Raw genomic sequence first — 14,756 nt, forward strand, 5'->3', positions numbered from 1 at the left:
CCGTTCTGGGGGGTCCAAGCCGAGTTTTCTCGCGGTACGGACGGCCCGGAGGCCCTGGTCAGCGGTCGGTCGGCAGTCCGTCAGCGGTAGTCGTCCTCGTCGAGCTGCACCACGCGCGCCTGCTCGGCGGCGTCGCCGTCCGCGGCCTGGCCCGCCTCTCCGCCGGTGGCGGGGTCGTCGTCGCCCGGTCGGAGATCGGCCTGCTGCTCCGCCACATCCGCCTCGGGGGCCTCAGGATCGAGGGATTCCGGAAACCGCTCCCGGAAGGTGTCCGGCTCCGCAGGGTCGACAGTCATGCCGCTCCCCTCGCTTCCTTGTGTCACTTACGAGCCTAGGAGGATCGCGGATGCACCGCTATGCGGATCCGTACAGCGGTATGTCCGCGATGAGACTGTGACCGCGAACACAACAAGTGGAACGTGATCCTCTCGTAACATTGCCCGCATGTCTTCGACCGAGCTGCCTGGCGTACGGTCCACCGTCGCACCGCCCTCCCCAGCGGGAGCGGTCCGGCTGGCCGACGGGGAGCAGCTGCGCACCGCGGTGCTGCCCGGACTGGAACTGGCCGTCCGGGTCCGCCCGCCACAGCGCGCCGACCTGCCGCCCGCCCTGTTCGTGCACGGGCTGGGCGGCTCCTCGCAGAACTGGTCGGCCCTCATGGCGCAGCTGGCGGACACCGTCGACGGCGAGGCCGTGGACCTGCCCGGCTTCGGCTGGTCCCCGCCGCCCGCCGACCGCGACTACTCCGTCACCGCGTTCGCCCGCGCCGTCATCCGCCACCTCGACGCCGCGGGGCGCGGGCCGGTGCACCTCTTCGGCAACTCCCTCGGCGGAGCCGTCTCCACCCGGGTCGCGGCCGTCCGCCCCGACCTCGTGCGCACGCTGACACTCGTCTCGCCGGCCCTTCCCGAGCTGCGCGTGCAGCGGGCGGCCGTGCCGACGGCGCTCCTGGCCCTGCCCGGGGTGGCCGCACTCTTCAGCCGCATGACCCAGGCCCTCAGCGCCGAACAGCGCACCCGGGGGGTGACGGAGCTCTGTTACGGAGACCCCTCCCGGGTGACTCCCGAAGGGTTCCGCAACGCGGTGGAGGAGATGGAGCGCCGGATGGCGCTCCCGTACTTCTGGGACGTGATGACCCGCACCTCGCGCGGCATCGTCGACGCCTACACCCTCGGCGGCCAGCACGGACTGTGGCGGCAGGCGCAGCGGGTGCTCGCCCCGTCCCTGCTGGTCTACGGTGGCCGGGACCAACTCGTCTCGTACCGTATGGCGCACAGGGCGGCAGCGGCCTTCCGGGGTTCGCGGCTGCTGTGTCTGCCGGAGGCCGGGCACGTGGCGATGATGGAGTACCCCGAGGTGGTGGCCGCCGCCTTCACGGAGCTGCTGCGCGACACCCGCGCGGAGGCTGCGGACCGGGACACCGAAGACGGCAGGGGCTGAGGGGTCGTGGGACGACACAGTCGAAAATCCGGGGCGCCCGCCCCGGAGTCCGCTCCGGCGCAGGCGCCCGCCGCAGCGCGCCCGCAGGCGCAGCCGGATCCCGCCGGTTACGAGGACCCGTACCCGTACGACGCGTTCGGCAACGAGGCGTTCGCCGGCGACGTCCACGGCGGTGACGCCTTCGGCGACGACGTGTTCGGCAACGGGGCCCCGTACGCCGGGTGGCCCGAGCCGACCGTCACCCACCAGGGATACGTGTCGCAGTACCTGCCCGCCGCCGGTGAGCGGGCCGACGGCCACCCGCAGCAGTACGAACCGGGCGGCGCCTGGGGCGCCCGGCCCGACTCCGGCCCCGACTCCGGCGCCGTGTACGGGGACTGGCGCGGGGTGCCGCGTTCCCGCCCCGAGGCCCCCGCGGCCGGGGCGGCGGGGCAGGCCGCGCTCCTGGACTCCGGCACCCCGGCCTTCGGCACGCCCGCCGTGGGCTTCCCGCAGGTCACCCTGACGCCGCCGGCGCAGGTCCCCGCGTACAGGGGGCCGGAGGCCGACGCCTTCACCTCCACCGGATCGCACCGCCGGGTGCCCGGCCCGCGCAGGCCGGCCGACGCCGGGACGGTGGCCGCCGAGCCCGCCGAGCCCGCCGAATTCGCCGCCGAGCCCGCCGAGCCCGCCGAGGGTGAGTCCGCCGCCGAGAAGTCCGGCCGTGGCAAGAAGGCCCTCGCGTACACCGGCATGGCCATGGCCGCGGCCGCGGTCACCACAGTCCTCGCGGTCGTCGTCGGGGGCCAGACGTTCCTCGACGGCGACGCCGACGAGACCAGGGCCGGCGGGCCCGCCGCCACCGACAAGGACCGCAGCGACCCGGCCGCCTCCCGCTCCGACGGGCGCCCGACCCCGAACGGCGGCGCGGCCGTACCCGTCGCACCGCCCGCCGTCGCGCCCGCGCCCGAGCTGACCTACGAGCAGCAGATGGCCGCGCAGCTGCCCCTCGACCCGAAACTCGCCGGCCCCGGCACCTTCGACACCGTGCCCGGCGTGGCCAAGGCCCCCGGCAAGGGCAAGATCGTGCGCTACCGCGTCGACGTCGAGCAGGGCCTGGGCCTGGACCCGCAGCTCTTCGCCGAGGCCGTGCACCGCACCCTCAACGACGACCGCAGCTGGGGCCACGGCGGCACCAGGACCTTCGAACGGGTGCCGGGCGGCAAGGCCGACTTCGTGATCACCCTCGCCAGTCCCGGCACCACCGGGATCTGGTGCGCCAAGTCGAATCTCGACACCGTCGTCGGCAACGTCTCCTGCGACTCGGCGAGCACCGAGCGGGTGATGATCAACGCCTTCCGCTGGGCCCAGGGCTCCGAGACCTACGGCCCCGACCAGATGCTGACCTACCGTCAGATGCTGATCAACCACGAGGTCGGGCACCGGCTCGGACACGACCACGTCAACTGCCGCACCCCCGGAGCGCTCGCCCCGGTCATGCAGCAGCAGACCAAGTCCCTCAACATCGACGGCATCCAGTGCAAGCCCAACCCCTGGGCGTTCCCGGAGAACTGACGCACCCCGACCGGCTTCCCCTGCCCGGCGGCCCGGCCCCCCTGCCGCGGAGCTTTCGAGGCTGTACTTCTAGCGTGCTCGAACGCGAACCGTACGGGAAAGTTACGACTCTTCACCCCTTCCGGTGGCGCGACGGACAACCGTCCGTCGCGCCTGCGGCAGATCCGCTTGAGTTCTCCAGCGGCGGGTCGCCTGACCGACGGCGACCGCCTGAACCGGGAGATCGGGGGTGCCACTCGTGCGGATCGGACTGCTCACGGAAGGTGGTTATCCGTATGCGACGGGCGAGGCCAGGCTGTGGTGCGACCGGCTCGTGCGCGGACTCCCGCAGCACGAGTTCGAGCTCTACGCGCTGAGCCGCAGCGCCGAGCAGGAGCGCACCCGGGTCCCGCTGCCCGAGCACGTCACCCGGGTCCGCACGGCCGCCCTGTGGGCACCCGCCGACGACGGGCGGACCTACTCCCGGCGCGAGCGGCGGCGTTTCGCCGGCTGCTTCGAGGAGCTGGTCCACGGCATCTGCGCCGCGGCGCCGGAGGCCTTCGCCACCGGACTGTACGGACTCGCCGGCCTCGCCCGCGAACAGGGCGGACTGTACGCGGCCCTGCGCTCCGAGTCCGCGGTGCGGGCGCTGGAGGCCGCCTGCCGGGCCCCGGGCGCGAGCCGCTCCGTACAGGCGGCGCAGGTGACCGACCTGCTCCGGTTCGTCGACGAACTGGAGGCCATGCTGCGGCCGCTGTCCCTCGACTGGTACGAGGAGAACGCCCGGGGCGAGGGACTCGGCGCGGTCGATGTCTGCCACGCCGCCGCGGGCGGGGTGGCGGCGCTCCCCGGTCTTCTGGCCAAACGCTTCTTCGGGGTCCCGCTGCTGGTCACCGAGTACGGGGTCCAGCTGCGCGCCCACTACCTGCCCCACCTCGGCGCGGGGGAGGGCGAGGAGCCCCGCCCCGCCGTGCGGGCCCTGCTCGGCGCCTTCCACCTGCGGCTCGCCTCCGAGATCTACGCCCGCGCCGACTTCCTGACCCCCGGCAACGCCCACGCCCGGCGCTGGCAGGAGCGCTGCGGCGCCACCCGCGACCGGCTGCGGACCGTCCACCCGGGGATGGAGGCGGACCGATTCGCCACCGTCGGGGAGGCCGCCGACCGCGGGGACCCCGACACGCTCGTCTGGGTCGGCCGGGTGGAGCCCGCCAAGGACCTCGTCGCCCTGCTGCACGCCTTCGCCGAGGTCCGCAGGGCCGAGCCGCGCGCCCGGCTGCGGATCTTCACCACGGCCGCCGACCCCGGCTACCTCGCCGACTGCCGCTCCCTTGCCGCGCAGCTGTTCCCCGACGAGGCCGCCGACTGCGTCACCGTCGGCGAGAACCCGGTCGCCTTCGAGGAGATCGGCGGACCCGAGGCGCCCTGCGCGGCCGAGGCGTACGGCGCCGGACGGGTCGTCGTGCTGTCGTCCGTGATCGAGGGCTTCCCGGTCACCCTGGCCGAGGCGATGCTCTGCGGCCGCGCCACCGTATCCACCGACGTGGGCGCGGTGCGCGAGGTCATCGGCGGCACCGGACTCGTCGTCCCGCCCCGCAACCCGCGCGCGCTCGCCGAGGCCTGCCTGTCCCTGCTCGGGGACACCGAGCGGGCACAGCGCCTCGGTGCGGCCGCCCGGGCACGGGCCCTGGAGCTGTTCACCGTCGAGCAGAACATCACCGCCTTCCAGGAGATCTACCTGCGGCTGCTGGCCAAGGGCTCCGAACGGCCCGACGGCGGCGTCCCCTTCGCCCGGCCCCCGGAGGCGCGGGTGCCCGGCCACTGGACCAGCCCGACCTGGGCCAAGCCCGCACCGGACCCGACCTCGGAGGCTGCCGTATGACCACCGTCGACCCCGGCACGGCGGTTCCGCCGGCACCCGGGGCCCGGGCCCCCGGCGACAGCGCCCCCACCGCACCGCCGAACTCCTCCGACCGGGCCGGTAGCCTGCGGGCAGCGACACCGCAGGCGCGACCGCGGGTCGCGGGGGATCCCGTCAAGGCCCTGCTGCACCGGCACCGCGAGCTGTGCGAGCGGGCCGTGGACCCCCTGGAGATCGCCGCCGGGCTGGAGGCCCACGGCATCACCGACCGCACCGCCGCCCGCTTCCGCCACCGCGACGTCTTCTCCCTCGCCGAGGAGCTGTACGCCCGCAGCCCGCGCGGAGAGGCGCCCGCCGCCGCGCCGGCCCTGGTCCCGGCCGGGCCGGCCGCCTACCGCCGCTTCGGCTGCGCGCTGCTGCCCGGAGCCCTCGCCGCCGGTGCGGCCGCCGCGGGCCAGACCTGGGCCGGGCCCGCCGCCGTGGCCGCCACCGTCGCCGCGCTGGTGTGGCCGGGGCGGGCCGCCGGGGGCAGGTTCCCCTGGCTCGCGCACCTGCTCGCCGCCGCCGTCACCGGCTGGGCGGCGTACCGGTACGGCACCGCCCTCGCGGTCGGCCTCGCACTGGCCGTCGCTCCCGGGCACCTGCTCGCCGCCGGCTTCGCCGCCGGGGCCCGGGCCCGGCTCGACGCGAGCCGCGCCCTGGAGGACTTCGCCGACCGGGTCCGGCCGCTGCTCTTCACGGCCGTCGCCGGCTTCACCGCGGTCGCCGCCGCGGCGGCAGCGGTCGCCGGCGCACCCCTCACGGCGGCCGTGCCGCTCGCCCTGCTGCTCTTCCTGGCCCGGCTCCTGCTGCGGCACGGATCCCGTCGCGGACCCGTCGCCGCCGCACTCGCCCTCGCCCTGGTCCCGGTCCCGGCGGCGGCCCCCGCCGCCGCGGCCGCCCTCCTCGTCCACGCCGTCCTCGCCCTGTCCCGCGCATCCGCGCACGCGAGGCCCTGACGCCCCCGGGACCGCAGCCAGCCCTTCGGAGCCGACGCCGAGGAGCCCTGCCCGTACCCCGTCCGTCCATTCGTCCATCCGTCCGCAAGGAGAAACAGACATGACCGGCCAGCCAACCGACCAAGGGGTCACGCGATGAGGGTGTTGCTGATCGGAGCCAACGGATACCTCGGCCGCTACGTCGCCGACCGGCTGCTCGCCGACCCCGCCGTCCAGCTCACCGCGCTCGGCCGCGGCGACGACGCCGACGTCCGCTTCGACCTCGCCACCGGCAGCCCCGGAGCCCTCACCCGCTTCCTCGACGCCGTCCACCCGGGCGTCGTCATCAACTGCGCCGGAGCCACCCGGGGCGGGGCCCGCGAACTCACCCGGCACAACACCGTCGCCGTCGCGACGATCTGCGAGTCACTGCGCCGCAGCGGCTGCGGGGCCCGGCTCGTGCAGCTCGGCTGCGCCGCGGAGTACGGACCCAGCCAGCCCGGATCCTCCACGGCCGAGGACGCCGTGCCGAGACCCGGCGGACCGTACGGCGTCAGCAAACTGGCCGCCACCGAGCTGGTGCTGGGCTCCGGGCTGGACGCCGTCGTGCTGCGGATCTTCTCGCCCGTCGGCCCCGGCACCCCCGCCGGATCACCGCTGGGCCGGCTCGCCGAGGCCATGCGGCGCGCGATGCAGGCGGGCGACGGCGAGCTGAAGCTCAGCGGGCTCGGCGTGCAGCGCGACTTCGTCGACGTACGGGACGTGGCGCGGGCCGTGCACGCCGCATCCCTGTCCGCCGCCCAGGGCGTGGTGAACATCGGCACCGGCCGCGCGGTCCGGCTGCGCGACGCGGCGGCCGTCCTGGCCCGGGTCGCCGGGTACGGCGGAGCCCTGCACGAGCTGGACGTGCCGCACGGCGGACCCCAGCAGGGCCACGGCCACGGACACCCCGGCCGGCCGGCCGGGCTCGCCTCCATCGGGTCGCCCCGCTCCGAGGCCACCGTCGAGCAGCTCGCCGCCACAGCCCCCCAGCCGTTCCCGTACCCCGACGGCTGCGGGGCCTGGCAGCAGGCGGACGTGCGCACCGCCCGCGACCGGCTCGGCTGGCGTCCCCGGATCGGGCTGGAGGAGTCCCTCGCGGACATCTGGATGGAGGCGGCGTGCCGCATCTGACCACGCCTCCCGGAGCGCTCGCGGCGGCCGCCACCGGGGCCGGCCGCCTCGGGCTGGGCATCCCCGGCTACGCGCACCCGCTGCTCGCCCCCGTGGAATGGGCCGAGCTGACCCGCCCCGGCACCCCGCTGCACTGGGCCGTCCTGAACGTCGCGGACGGCCCGGGCGGGCGGCCCGATCCGCACTGCACCGAAGCGGCCGCCAAGCTGCACGGCGCCGGCGGCACGGTCCTCGGCCATCTCGCGATGCGGGACGGATCGAGGTCCTTCGGGGAGCTGGTCTCCGACGCCCACCGCTTCCGGGACTGGTACGGGGTCGGCGGCTTCTACCTCGCCGGGACCCCGTCCGACCGGGCGGACCTGGCCTCGGTGCGGCGGGTCGTCGACAGCCTGCGCGGCCTGGGCGAGGACCTGTGGATCGTGCTGGGACACGGCACGCACCCGTACGAGGGCTACGCGGAGGCCGCCGACCAGCTGGTCACCTTCTCCGGGGCCTGGACCGACTACCGCTGGTCGCAGGTGGCGGAGTGGACCGCGGACCATCCGCCCGAGCGGTTCTGCCACCTGGTCCACGGGGTGCCGCGCACCCATCTGGAGGAGGCGATGCGGATCGCCCGCTGGCAGGGCGCCGGCACCATCTGGTTCACCGACCGCCGCGCCGTCGGCGATCGCGACCCGTGGGCGTCCATGCCCGGGTACTGGGACGAAATCGTCTCACGTATCGGAACAGGTGTCTTGGAATGAAGACGGGCGTGGCAGTGTTACGGAGAGAACCACCGTTAAGTCGTAACCATCTACGGAGTCCCCGTGTCGCTGCCACCCCTGGTCGAGCCGGCTGCTGAGCTCACCGTTGACGAGGTCCGTCGGTACTCCCGCCACCTGATCATCCCGGATGTCGGGATGGACGGTCAGAAGCGCCTGAAGAACGCCAAGGTGCTGGCCGTGGGCGCGGGCGGCCTCGGTTCGCCCGCCCTCATGTACCTGGCCGCGGCCGGCGTCGGCACGCTGGGCATCGTGGAGTTCGACGAGGTCGACGAGTCGAACCTGCAGCGTCAGATCATCCACAGCCAGTCGGACATCGGCCGCTCCAAGGCCGAGTCCGCCCGCGACAGCGTGCTGGGCATCAACCCGTACGTGAACGTGGTCCTTCACGAAGAGCGGCTCGAGGCCGAGAACGTGATGGAGATCTTCAGCCAGTACGACCTCATCGTCGACGGCACGGACAACTTCGCCACGCGCTACCTCGTCAACGACGCCTGCGTGCTGCTGAACAAGCCGTACGTGTGGGGTTCGATCTACCGCTTCGACGGCCAGGCCTCGGTCTTCTGGTCCGAGCACGGCCCCTGCTACCGCTGCCTCTACCCGGAGCCCCCGCCGCCGGGCATGGTCCCGAGCTGCGCCGAGGGCGGCGTCCTGGGCGTGCTCTGCGCGTCCATCGGCTCCATCCAGGTCACCGAGGCCGTCAAGGTCCTCACCGGTGTCGGCGAGCCGCTGGTCGGCCGCCTGATGATCTACGACGCCCTGGAGATGCAGTACCGCCAGGTCAAGGTCCGCAAGGACCCCGACTGCGCGGTCTGCGGTCCGAACGCGACCGTCAAGGAACTCATCGACTACGAGGCCTTCTGCGGCGTCGTGTCGGAGGAGGCCCAGGAGGCCGCCGCCGGCTCCACGATCACTCCGAAGCAGCTCAAGGAGTGGATCGACACCGAGGAGCCGATCGAGATCATCGACGTCCGCGAGGTCAACGAGTACGAGATCGTCTCGATCCCGGGCGCGAAGCTGGTCCCCAAGGGCGAGTTCCTGATGGGCAAGGCCCTCCAGGACCTGCCGCAGGACAAGCGCATCGTCCTGCACTGCAAGACGGGTGTCCGCAGTGCGGAAGTCCTCGCGGTCCTGAAGTCCGCGGGCTTCGCGGACGCGGTCCACGTGGGCGGCGGCGTCATCGGCTGGGTCCACCAGATCGAGCCCGAGAAGCCGGTCTACTGATCCGTTCACGGGACTGATCCGTTCACGGGGAATCCGTTCACGAAGGGGCCCTACCCGCACGCTCGTCGCGGGTAGGGCCCCTTCGTGCTGCCTCAGGTGCCGAGGGGTTCCACCGGGGCCGACGGCTGTGCGGGGGACTGGGTGGCGTCCGGCGGCGGGGTGCAGACGGTGTTCGCGGCGGGCACCTTCCCGTCCAGCAGGTAGGAGTTCACCGCCCCCTGCACGCACGGGTCGCCGCTGTTGTACGCCCCGTGCCCCTCGCCCTTGTACGTGAGCTCCACGCCGACGCCGGGGCCGAGCCGCTCGGCCATCTTGCGGGCGCCCTCGTAGGGGGTGGCCGGGTCGCCGGTGTTGCCGATCACCAGGATCGGGTCGGCCCCCGGGGCGGAGACGTCCGGGGTCGAGGAGGTGCCGGGCACCGGCCAGCCGGTGCAGCCCATCATGGCCCAGCCGAGGAAGTCCCCGAAGACCGGCGAGGCGGCGCGGAACTCCGGCAGCTTGGCCCTGGTCTGCTCCAGGGTGTACCGGTCCTTGGAGTCGACGCAGTTGATCGCCGTGTTGGCGGCGCCGATGTTGCTGTAGTTGCCGTTCTGGTCACGGCCGTTGAGGGCGTCGGACAGCGCCATCAGCAGCTGCCCCTGGCCGCCCTCCGCCTCGTCCAGCCCCTGTTCCAGCAGCGGCCACAGCTCCTGCGAGTAGAGGGCCTGGGCGATGCCGTTGGTCGCCGAGGACTCGGTGAGCATCCGGTCGCCGATCCCCGGGATGGGTTTGGCGGCCAGCTGCTTCTGCAGCTTGATGACGTTGTCCTCGATCTCCTTGACGGTGCTGCCCTGGAGCCGGCACTCGTCGCCGCGGTCCACACAGTCCTGCGCGAAGTTGCCGAGGGCCAGCTGGAAGCCCTTGGCCTGGCCGAGTGCCCCCTCCTCGGAGGTCGCGGTCGGGTCGACGACGGCGTCGAAGACGGCCCGGCCGACCTTCTCCGGGAAGAGGTGGGCGTAGACGCCGCCGAGCTCGGTCCCGTAGGAGATCCCGAAGTAGTTGAGCTTCTCGTCGCCGAGGGCCTGGCGGATCCGGTCGAGGTCGCGGGCGGCGTTCTCGGTGCCGACGTACGGCAGCACCTTCCCGGACTTCGCCTCGCAGGCCTGCTGGTACCTGCGGGTGTTGTCGAGGTACGCCTTCACCGCCTCCGGGGTGTCGGGGGAGGACTCCGAGGCGTAGTACGCGTCGAGCTGCTTGTCGTCCAGGCACAGGACGGGGGCGCTGCGCCCCACCCCGCGCGGGTCGAAGCTCACCAGGTCGTAGCGCTCGCGCAGGGCCTCGTACTCCTTGGCGGCGCCGGGCAGGGTGGTGATCCCGGACCCCCCGGGGCCGCCGAAGTTGAACACGAGCGAGCCGAGGCGCTCGTCCTGCTTCCTGGCCTTCGCCCTGATCAGGGCGAGAGGAATCGTTTCTCCTTCGGGGTCCGCGTAGTCGAGCGGCACATGGAGCGTGGCGCACTGCCACCCCTTGGGCGGTGCCTGCCCGCCCCCCTCGGCGGCGGTCGGAGCCTCGCAGTCCCCCCACTTCAGGGGTGGCGCCCCTTCGGTGCCGCCGGCCTTGGGCGTCTTCTCCTCCCCGCTGTCGGAACAGCCACTGGTACCGGCCGCACCGGCCAGGAGAGCGACGGCGACGGCGACCCGCAGGAGGTATTTGGGCATGTCACCATCCTGCGCGTCCCCGCCGTGCCCCGCCCGCGCGCTGACCCGTTCGGGTAGCCCGGAGCCCGTCCGCGTTTGCCCCCTGCGCGCCCTGCGCCAGTACCTGCCGGGCCGGTTCGGTGGCCTACCACGCGGCGGCCCTGGCGGTGGCCGTCTGCCTCTCGCCCTGGCCGGCGCCCCCCTTCACGGCCTGCCCGGCCCGAGCGGCCGCCCTCCCCGGCCGATCCCTCGGGGTCCCGGTGGTAGGCGCCACCGGGATCTCCTGCTCCCCGGCCCTCCTCACAACGCTCCTCCCGGTCTTCTGACCCGAGCCCCGCCACATCCAGCCCCGCCGGCGCTTGAGGCGCAGACCGAGCCGGAGGCCAGTGCTGTGGCCGGCAAGGTTCACCGGGTCGCGACGCCCGGCACGGCACCTCGCCGCGTTGTCAGACCGCGCAAGTACGACCAGTACGAGCCGCGGCCCTCCGCCTTGCGATGCACCGCACCGGACGCCGCGCCCCGGCAAACCTTTCCGGCCACAGCACTAGATCGCTTCCTTGCGGGTCAGGAAGTTGAACGAGATCCACCCCGGCAGCACCGGCAGCCAGAACGTCATCAGACGGAACAGCAGCACCGCCGAGATCGCGACCTCCTTCTCCAGCCCCGCCGCGATCAGCCCCAGCGTCAGGGTGGTCTCCACCGCGCCCATACCGCCCGGCGTCGGCGCCGCCGACCCCAGCGCGTTGCCCGCGAGGAACACCACCGCGATGCTCGCGTAGCTGATGGCCTCGCCGCCCCCGAACGCCCTGATCGACGCGTCCAGGCACATCACGAAGCAGCCGGTCAGCAGCAGCATCCCGCCGATGCCGGTCATCAGCTTCTTCGGCCGCTGGAGCACGTCCAGCATGCGCGGCACCACGCCCGCGAACAGCGCCCGCACCCGCGTGACCACGAACTTCCGCATGAACGGGACCGCCGTCACCACCAGCACGAGGACCGCCACCGTCAGCAGCCCTGCGATGACCGCCCGGGACGGGGTCATCTCCGGGGTCTTCTCGGTCCCGGTCAGGTAGCCGAAGGACAGCAGCAGCAGGATGTGGCTAGCCAGACCGAACAGCTGCGAGGCGCCCACGCTCGCGACCGCCAGCCCCGGCCGGACGCCCGCCCGCTGCAGGAAACGCGTGTTCAGCGCGACGCCGCCGACCGCCGCCGGGGCCACCAGCTTCACGAACGACCCGGCCACCTGTGCGACGACCGTCCGCAGGAACGACACCCGCTCCGGCACGAAGCCCAGCAGGCTCATCGCCGCCGCGAAGTAGCTGAGCGCCGAGAAGGCGAGCGCCGCCCCGACCCAGCCCCACTGCGCGTCGCCGATGATGGTCCCGAAATCCACATGAGCCAGCTGCGTGAGCAGGAAGTACGCACCGAAAGCGCCCGCGATGAACGACACCAGGGTGCGCGGCCGGATCCGCTCCAGCCGGGCCGGCTCCACCGGCGCCTGCGGGCGGATCAGCAGCACCTGCCGGCGGATCTGGCTCAGCAGGTCCTCCTCGCGGACCTCGTCCATCGCGTCGTCGAGGGCCCGTTTCTCGGCCTTGCGTTCGGCGGCGGCCGAGGTCGGGGCCGAGTCGGCCGTGGATCCCGCCTCGCGCGCGGCCTTCGCCGCCCGCGAGGACTCCAGTACGGCCTCCCGCTCGCGCTCCGCCCGCTCCCGGGCCCGCTTGCGCAGCGTCGCCCGGGTGGAACGGCTCAGCGCGATCGGCTGGAGCAGCGGCAGACAGTCCGCCACGATGTCGGGGCCGAGCACCGACACCGCCGATGCCACCGCGCGTTCCGCCCCGATCCGCAGGCCCAGGGTGGCCAGCAGCTGCGCGACGTCCATCCGGAGCACCAGGTCACCGGCCGCGATCTCGCCGCCGCGCAGGTCGGTCAGGATGACGTTGCCGGAACGATCCACCACCAGCGCGTCCCCGGTGAGCCTGCGGTGCGCGATCCGCCGCGACTGCAGGGCGTGCACCTGTTCCCACGCGTTGCGGATCAGGTCGTCGGTGATCTCCTCGTCGGACAGGGAGTCCAGGGTCCGGCCGCCCAGGTGCTCGTAGACGAGCATCACCGCGTCCGGGCCCAGCTCGGACGTCGCGATCAGCTTCGGTGCGTTCGCCCCGGCCGCGATGGCCGCGTACGCGAGGAGCGCCTCCTGCTCCAGGGCCTGCCGCAGCGACTGCAGGCTGCGGCGGGTGGTGATGCCGCGCAGGGTGAGCCGGCGCCAGACCCGGTAGAAGAAGCCCTGGGCCTGCTGCTCGCGGTCGACGACGGTCACGTCGAGCGGAGGACCGTCCTCCAGGGTGACGTGGTAGCGGCGGCCGCGGTCGCCGGTATCGGACGCCTCGGGGCCGTCGGGCATCTCGGCGCGCATCGCGCTGACCGGCTGGAAGCCGACGCGGCGCAGACCGGCGAGGAGGTTCTGCCCGGTGGGGCGGACGTTCGGGGAGCCGACGGCGTACAGGGTGCCGTAGGCCACGCTCCAGCCGATCAGCACGGTGAGGATGATCGAGAAGGGGGTGGTGTAGCCGTTGACCAGCATGGTGAACGCGTTGAGCAGCAGGACCACCCACAGCGCGACGCGCCAGTGGGGTCTGCGGGTCATGCCCACCGCGGTCATGTAGGCGATCACCGGCGCGAGGTAGCCGTGCACGGGATCGGTGAGGGTCCCGCCGCCCGCGGGACGGGTGAGGGCGTCCTGGATGGTGTCGGGGGCGGCCTGGGAGACCCACAGGTCGGTGGCGAGGGTGACGCCGTGCGCGAGGACGGCGGCGAGCACGCCGTCGGCGATGCGCAGCCCGTCGCGTTTGATCAGCCGTTCGATGGCGAAGGCCACGGGGAGCAGCAGCACCGCGATGCTGGAGACCAGCGCGGCGACCTTGATCAGCAGGTCCGGCGCCTGGCCGGTGCCCTTGCTGATGTCCTCCTCCAGGCCGACGGTGGTGCCGTGGGCGAAGGCGGCGATGCCGAGCAGGACGGCGATGCCGAGGATGCCGACGAGGAGGCGTACGAGGTCGGAGGGACGGTGCACGCGGGCGGCGAGCAGCGGTTCGTCGACCTCGACCCGGTCGGCGGCGGTCGGGGCGTGCCCGTGCGGGGCCTCGGCGTCCTCCGGGTTCCCGGTGTCCTCCGTGCCGTCGGCGGCCGCGCCGCGGGTGCGGCCGGCCGGGAGTCCCGGGGCGTGGCCCGGCGCGAGGTCCCGGAGGCGGTCCTGCGGGCGGTCCGGCAGAGGGTCCCGGGGGCGGTCCTGCGGGGGGTCCTGGGGGCGGTTCTGCGGGTGGTCCTGCGGGCGGGAGGCGGGGCCGTCGTCAGGGCGCGCGCCATCGTCCCCCGCCGCGCCTTCCGGAGGGCTCACACCCTGCTCCTTCGTCGTCACATCCGTCTCTTCTTGATCACGTATCACCAGTCACCGCCCGGAAGATGGTGGCACGGACCGAAGGGCCCTCGGGGCATCAGGGTGCGCGCCGGTCCGGAACCACAACTTCCACCGACGGGGGGCCGGCGTACTGCACCATGTGCCGAATGAGTGATGAGCTGCCCGCGTACGCGGAGCGCGTACTGGAGGTCGTCGAGAGTATTCCGCCCGGCCGGGTGATGACATACGGGGACGTCGCCGAATGGCTCGGCGAGGGCGGGCCGCGCCAGGTCGGCCGCGTCATGGCCCTGTACGGCGGAGCCGTGCCCTGGTGGCGGGTGGTGCGGGCGGACGGCATGCCGCTGCCCGGGCACGAGGCGCGGGCCCTGCAGCACTACCGGACCGAGGCGACGCCGCTGCGCCCGACCGCCGGCGGCGAGCCGCGGCTGGACATGCGCCGGGCACGCTGGGACGGGTCCTGCGGACAGGACGGCGGACCTGGCGGACAGGGCGGCGGGCCCGGCGGACCGGACGGCGGGCGCGACGAGGCTCACACCTGACAGCTTCGGCCATGCGGCGCCGGGGCGGGCGGTCGGACGACGGTGCGAACGCCCGTCCGGGGTACCCGGGGGGACTGCGCGGCGCGCGCCGGTTGCCGTAGCGTTGCCTCTTCGGCTTCCGCGCGAGCCGGCACGGCACCACCGCCCCACCACGCAG

Annotated in this window: 11 protein-coding genes; 8 read left to right on the forward strand and 3 right to left on the reverse strand. The window is 73.7% G+C overall.

Annotated elements, in window-relative coordinates:
* Nucleotides 1-80: 80 nt before the first annotated feature.
* The gene (locus tag AAT21_RS08010; RefSeq protein ID WP_046776040.1) at nucleotides 81-296 is read right to left on the reverse strand and encodes a hypothetical protein; all 216 of its coding nucleotides are present in this window, start codon (nucleotides 294-296) and stop codon (nucleotides 81-83) included.
* Between the two features lie 148 nt (nucleotides 297-444).
* Between AAT21_RS08010 and AAT21_RS08015 the strand changes: the two genes are divergently transcribed.
* From AAT21_RS08015 to moeZ, 7 genes are all read left to right on the forward strand, one after another.
* The gene (locus AAT21_RS08015; protein WP_046776041.1) at nucleotides 445-1,440 is read left to right on the forward strand and encodes an alpha/beta fold hydrolase; all 996 of its coding nucleotides are present in this window, start codon (nucleotides 445-447) and stop codon (nucleotides 1,438-1,440) included.
* A gap of 6 nt (nucleotides 1,441-1,446) precedes the next feature.
* Nucleotides 1,447-2,994, forward strand: coding sequence for a DUF3152 domain-containing protein (locus AAT21_RS08020; RefSeq protein WP_046776042.1), 1,548 nt, complete (start codon nucleotides 1,447-1,449; stop codon nucleotides 2,992-2,994).
* A gap of 238 nt (nucleotides 2,995-3,232) precedes the next feature.
* A complete protein-coding gene (pelF, locus tag AAT21_RS08025) occupies nucleotides 3,233-4,852 on the forward strand; it encodes a GT4 family glycosyltransferase PelF (protein ID WP_046777156.1) in 1,620 nt (539 codons plus the stop codon).
* Nucleotides 4,849-5,829: a hypothetical protein gene (locus AAT21_RS08030; protein WP_046776043.1), complete on the forward strand. Its 981-nt coding sequence runs from the start codon at nucleotides 4,849-4,851 to the stop codon at nucleotides 5,827-5,829. The genes pelF and AAT21_RS08030 overlap by 4 nt, the downstream gene beginning before the upstream one ends.
* Before the next feature lie 135 nt (nucleotides 5,830-5,964).
* Complete coding sequence (locus AAT21_RS08035) at nucleotides 5,965-6,981, forward strand: NAD-dependent epimerase/dehydratase (RefSeq protein ID WP_046776044.1); 1,017 nt, start codon at nucleotides 5,965-5,967, stop codon at nucleotides 6,979-6,981.
* Nucleotides 6,969-7,724, forward strand: coding sequence for a spherulation-specific family 4 protein (locus AAT21_RS08040; RefSeq protein ID WP_046776045.1), 756 nt, complete (start codon nucleotides 6,969-6,971; stop codon nucleotides 7,722-7,724). Before AAT21_RS08035 ends, AAT21_RS08040 begins: the two co-directional genes overlap by 13 nt.
* A gap of 63 nt (nucleotides 7,725-7,787) precedes the next feature.
* Nucleotides 7,788-8,966, forward strand: a complete 1,179-nt coding sequence (moeZ, locus tag AAT21_RS08045; RefSeq protein ID WP_046776046.1) for an adenylyltransferase/sulfurtransferase MoeZ — start codon at nucleotides 7,788-7,790, stop codon at nucleotides 8,964-8,966.
* Between the two features lie 92 nt (nucleotides 8,967-9,058).
* Here the strand turns inward: moeZ and AAT21_RS08050 are convergent, their stop codons facing one another.
* The gene (locus AAT21_RS08050; RefSeq protein ID WP_046776047.1) at nucleotides 9,059-10,663 is read right to left on the reverse strand and encodes an alpha/beta hydrolase; all 1,605 of its coding nucleotides are present in this window, start codon (nucleotides 10,661-10,663) and stop codon (nucleotides 9,059-9,061) included.
* Nucleotides 10,664-11,186: 523 nt separating this feature from the next.
* Nucleotides 11,187-14,087: a lysylphosphatidylglycerol synthase domain-containing protein gene (locus tag AAT21_RS08060; protein ID WP_079025507.1), complete on the reverse strand. Its 2,901-nt coding sequence runs from the start codon at nucleotides 14,085-14,087 to the stop codon at nucleotides 11,187-11,189.
* A 17-nt stretch (nucleotides 14,088-14,104) separates the two neighbouring features.
* Between AAT21_RS08060 and AAT21_RS08065 the strand changes: the two genes are divergently transcribed.
* A complete protein-coding gene (locus AAT21_RS08065; RefSeq protein ID WP_079025508.1) occupies nucleotides 14,105-14,599 on the forward strand; it encodes an MGMT family protein in 495 nt (164 codons plus the stop codon).
* The last annotated feature ends 157 nt before the right edge of the window (nucleotides 14,600-14,756 follow it).

Source organism: Streptomyces yangpuensis, assembly GCF_001005295.1.
Classification (GTDB): Bacteria; Actinomycetota; Actinomycetes; order Streptomycetales; family Streptomycetaceae; genus Streptomyces; species Streptomyces yangpuensis.

What these genes read in the sequence shown, in the direction of transcription:
- AAT21_RS08010 (WP_046776040.1), bottom strand. Translation starts at nt 296, where the DNA reads ATGACTGTCGACCCTGCGGAGCCGGACACCTTCCGGGAGCGGTTTCCG.
- AAT21_RS08015 (WP_046776041.1), top strand. Translation starts at nt 445, where the DNA reads ATGTCTTCGACCGAGCTGCCTGGCGTACGGTCCACCGTCGCACCGCCC.
- AAT21_RS08030 (WP_046776043.1), top strand. Translation starts at nt 4,849, where the DNA reads ATGACCACCGTCGACCCCGGCACGGCGGTTCCGCCGGCACCCGGGGCC.
- AAT21_RS08035 (WP_046776044.1), top strand. Translation starts at nt 5,965, where the DNA reads ATGAGGGTGTTGCTGATCGGAGCCAACGGATACCTCGGCCGCTACGTC.
- AAT21_RS08050 (WP_046776047.1), bottom strand. Translation starts at nt 10,663, where the DNA reads ATGCCCAAATACCTCCTGCGGGTCGCCGTCGCCGTCGCTCTCCTGGCC.
- AAT21_RS08065 (WP_079025508.1), top strand. Translation starts at nt 14,105, where the DNA reads ATGGTGGCACGGACCGAAGGGCCCTCGGGGCATCAGGGTGCGCGCCGG.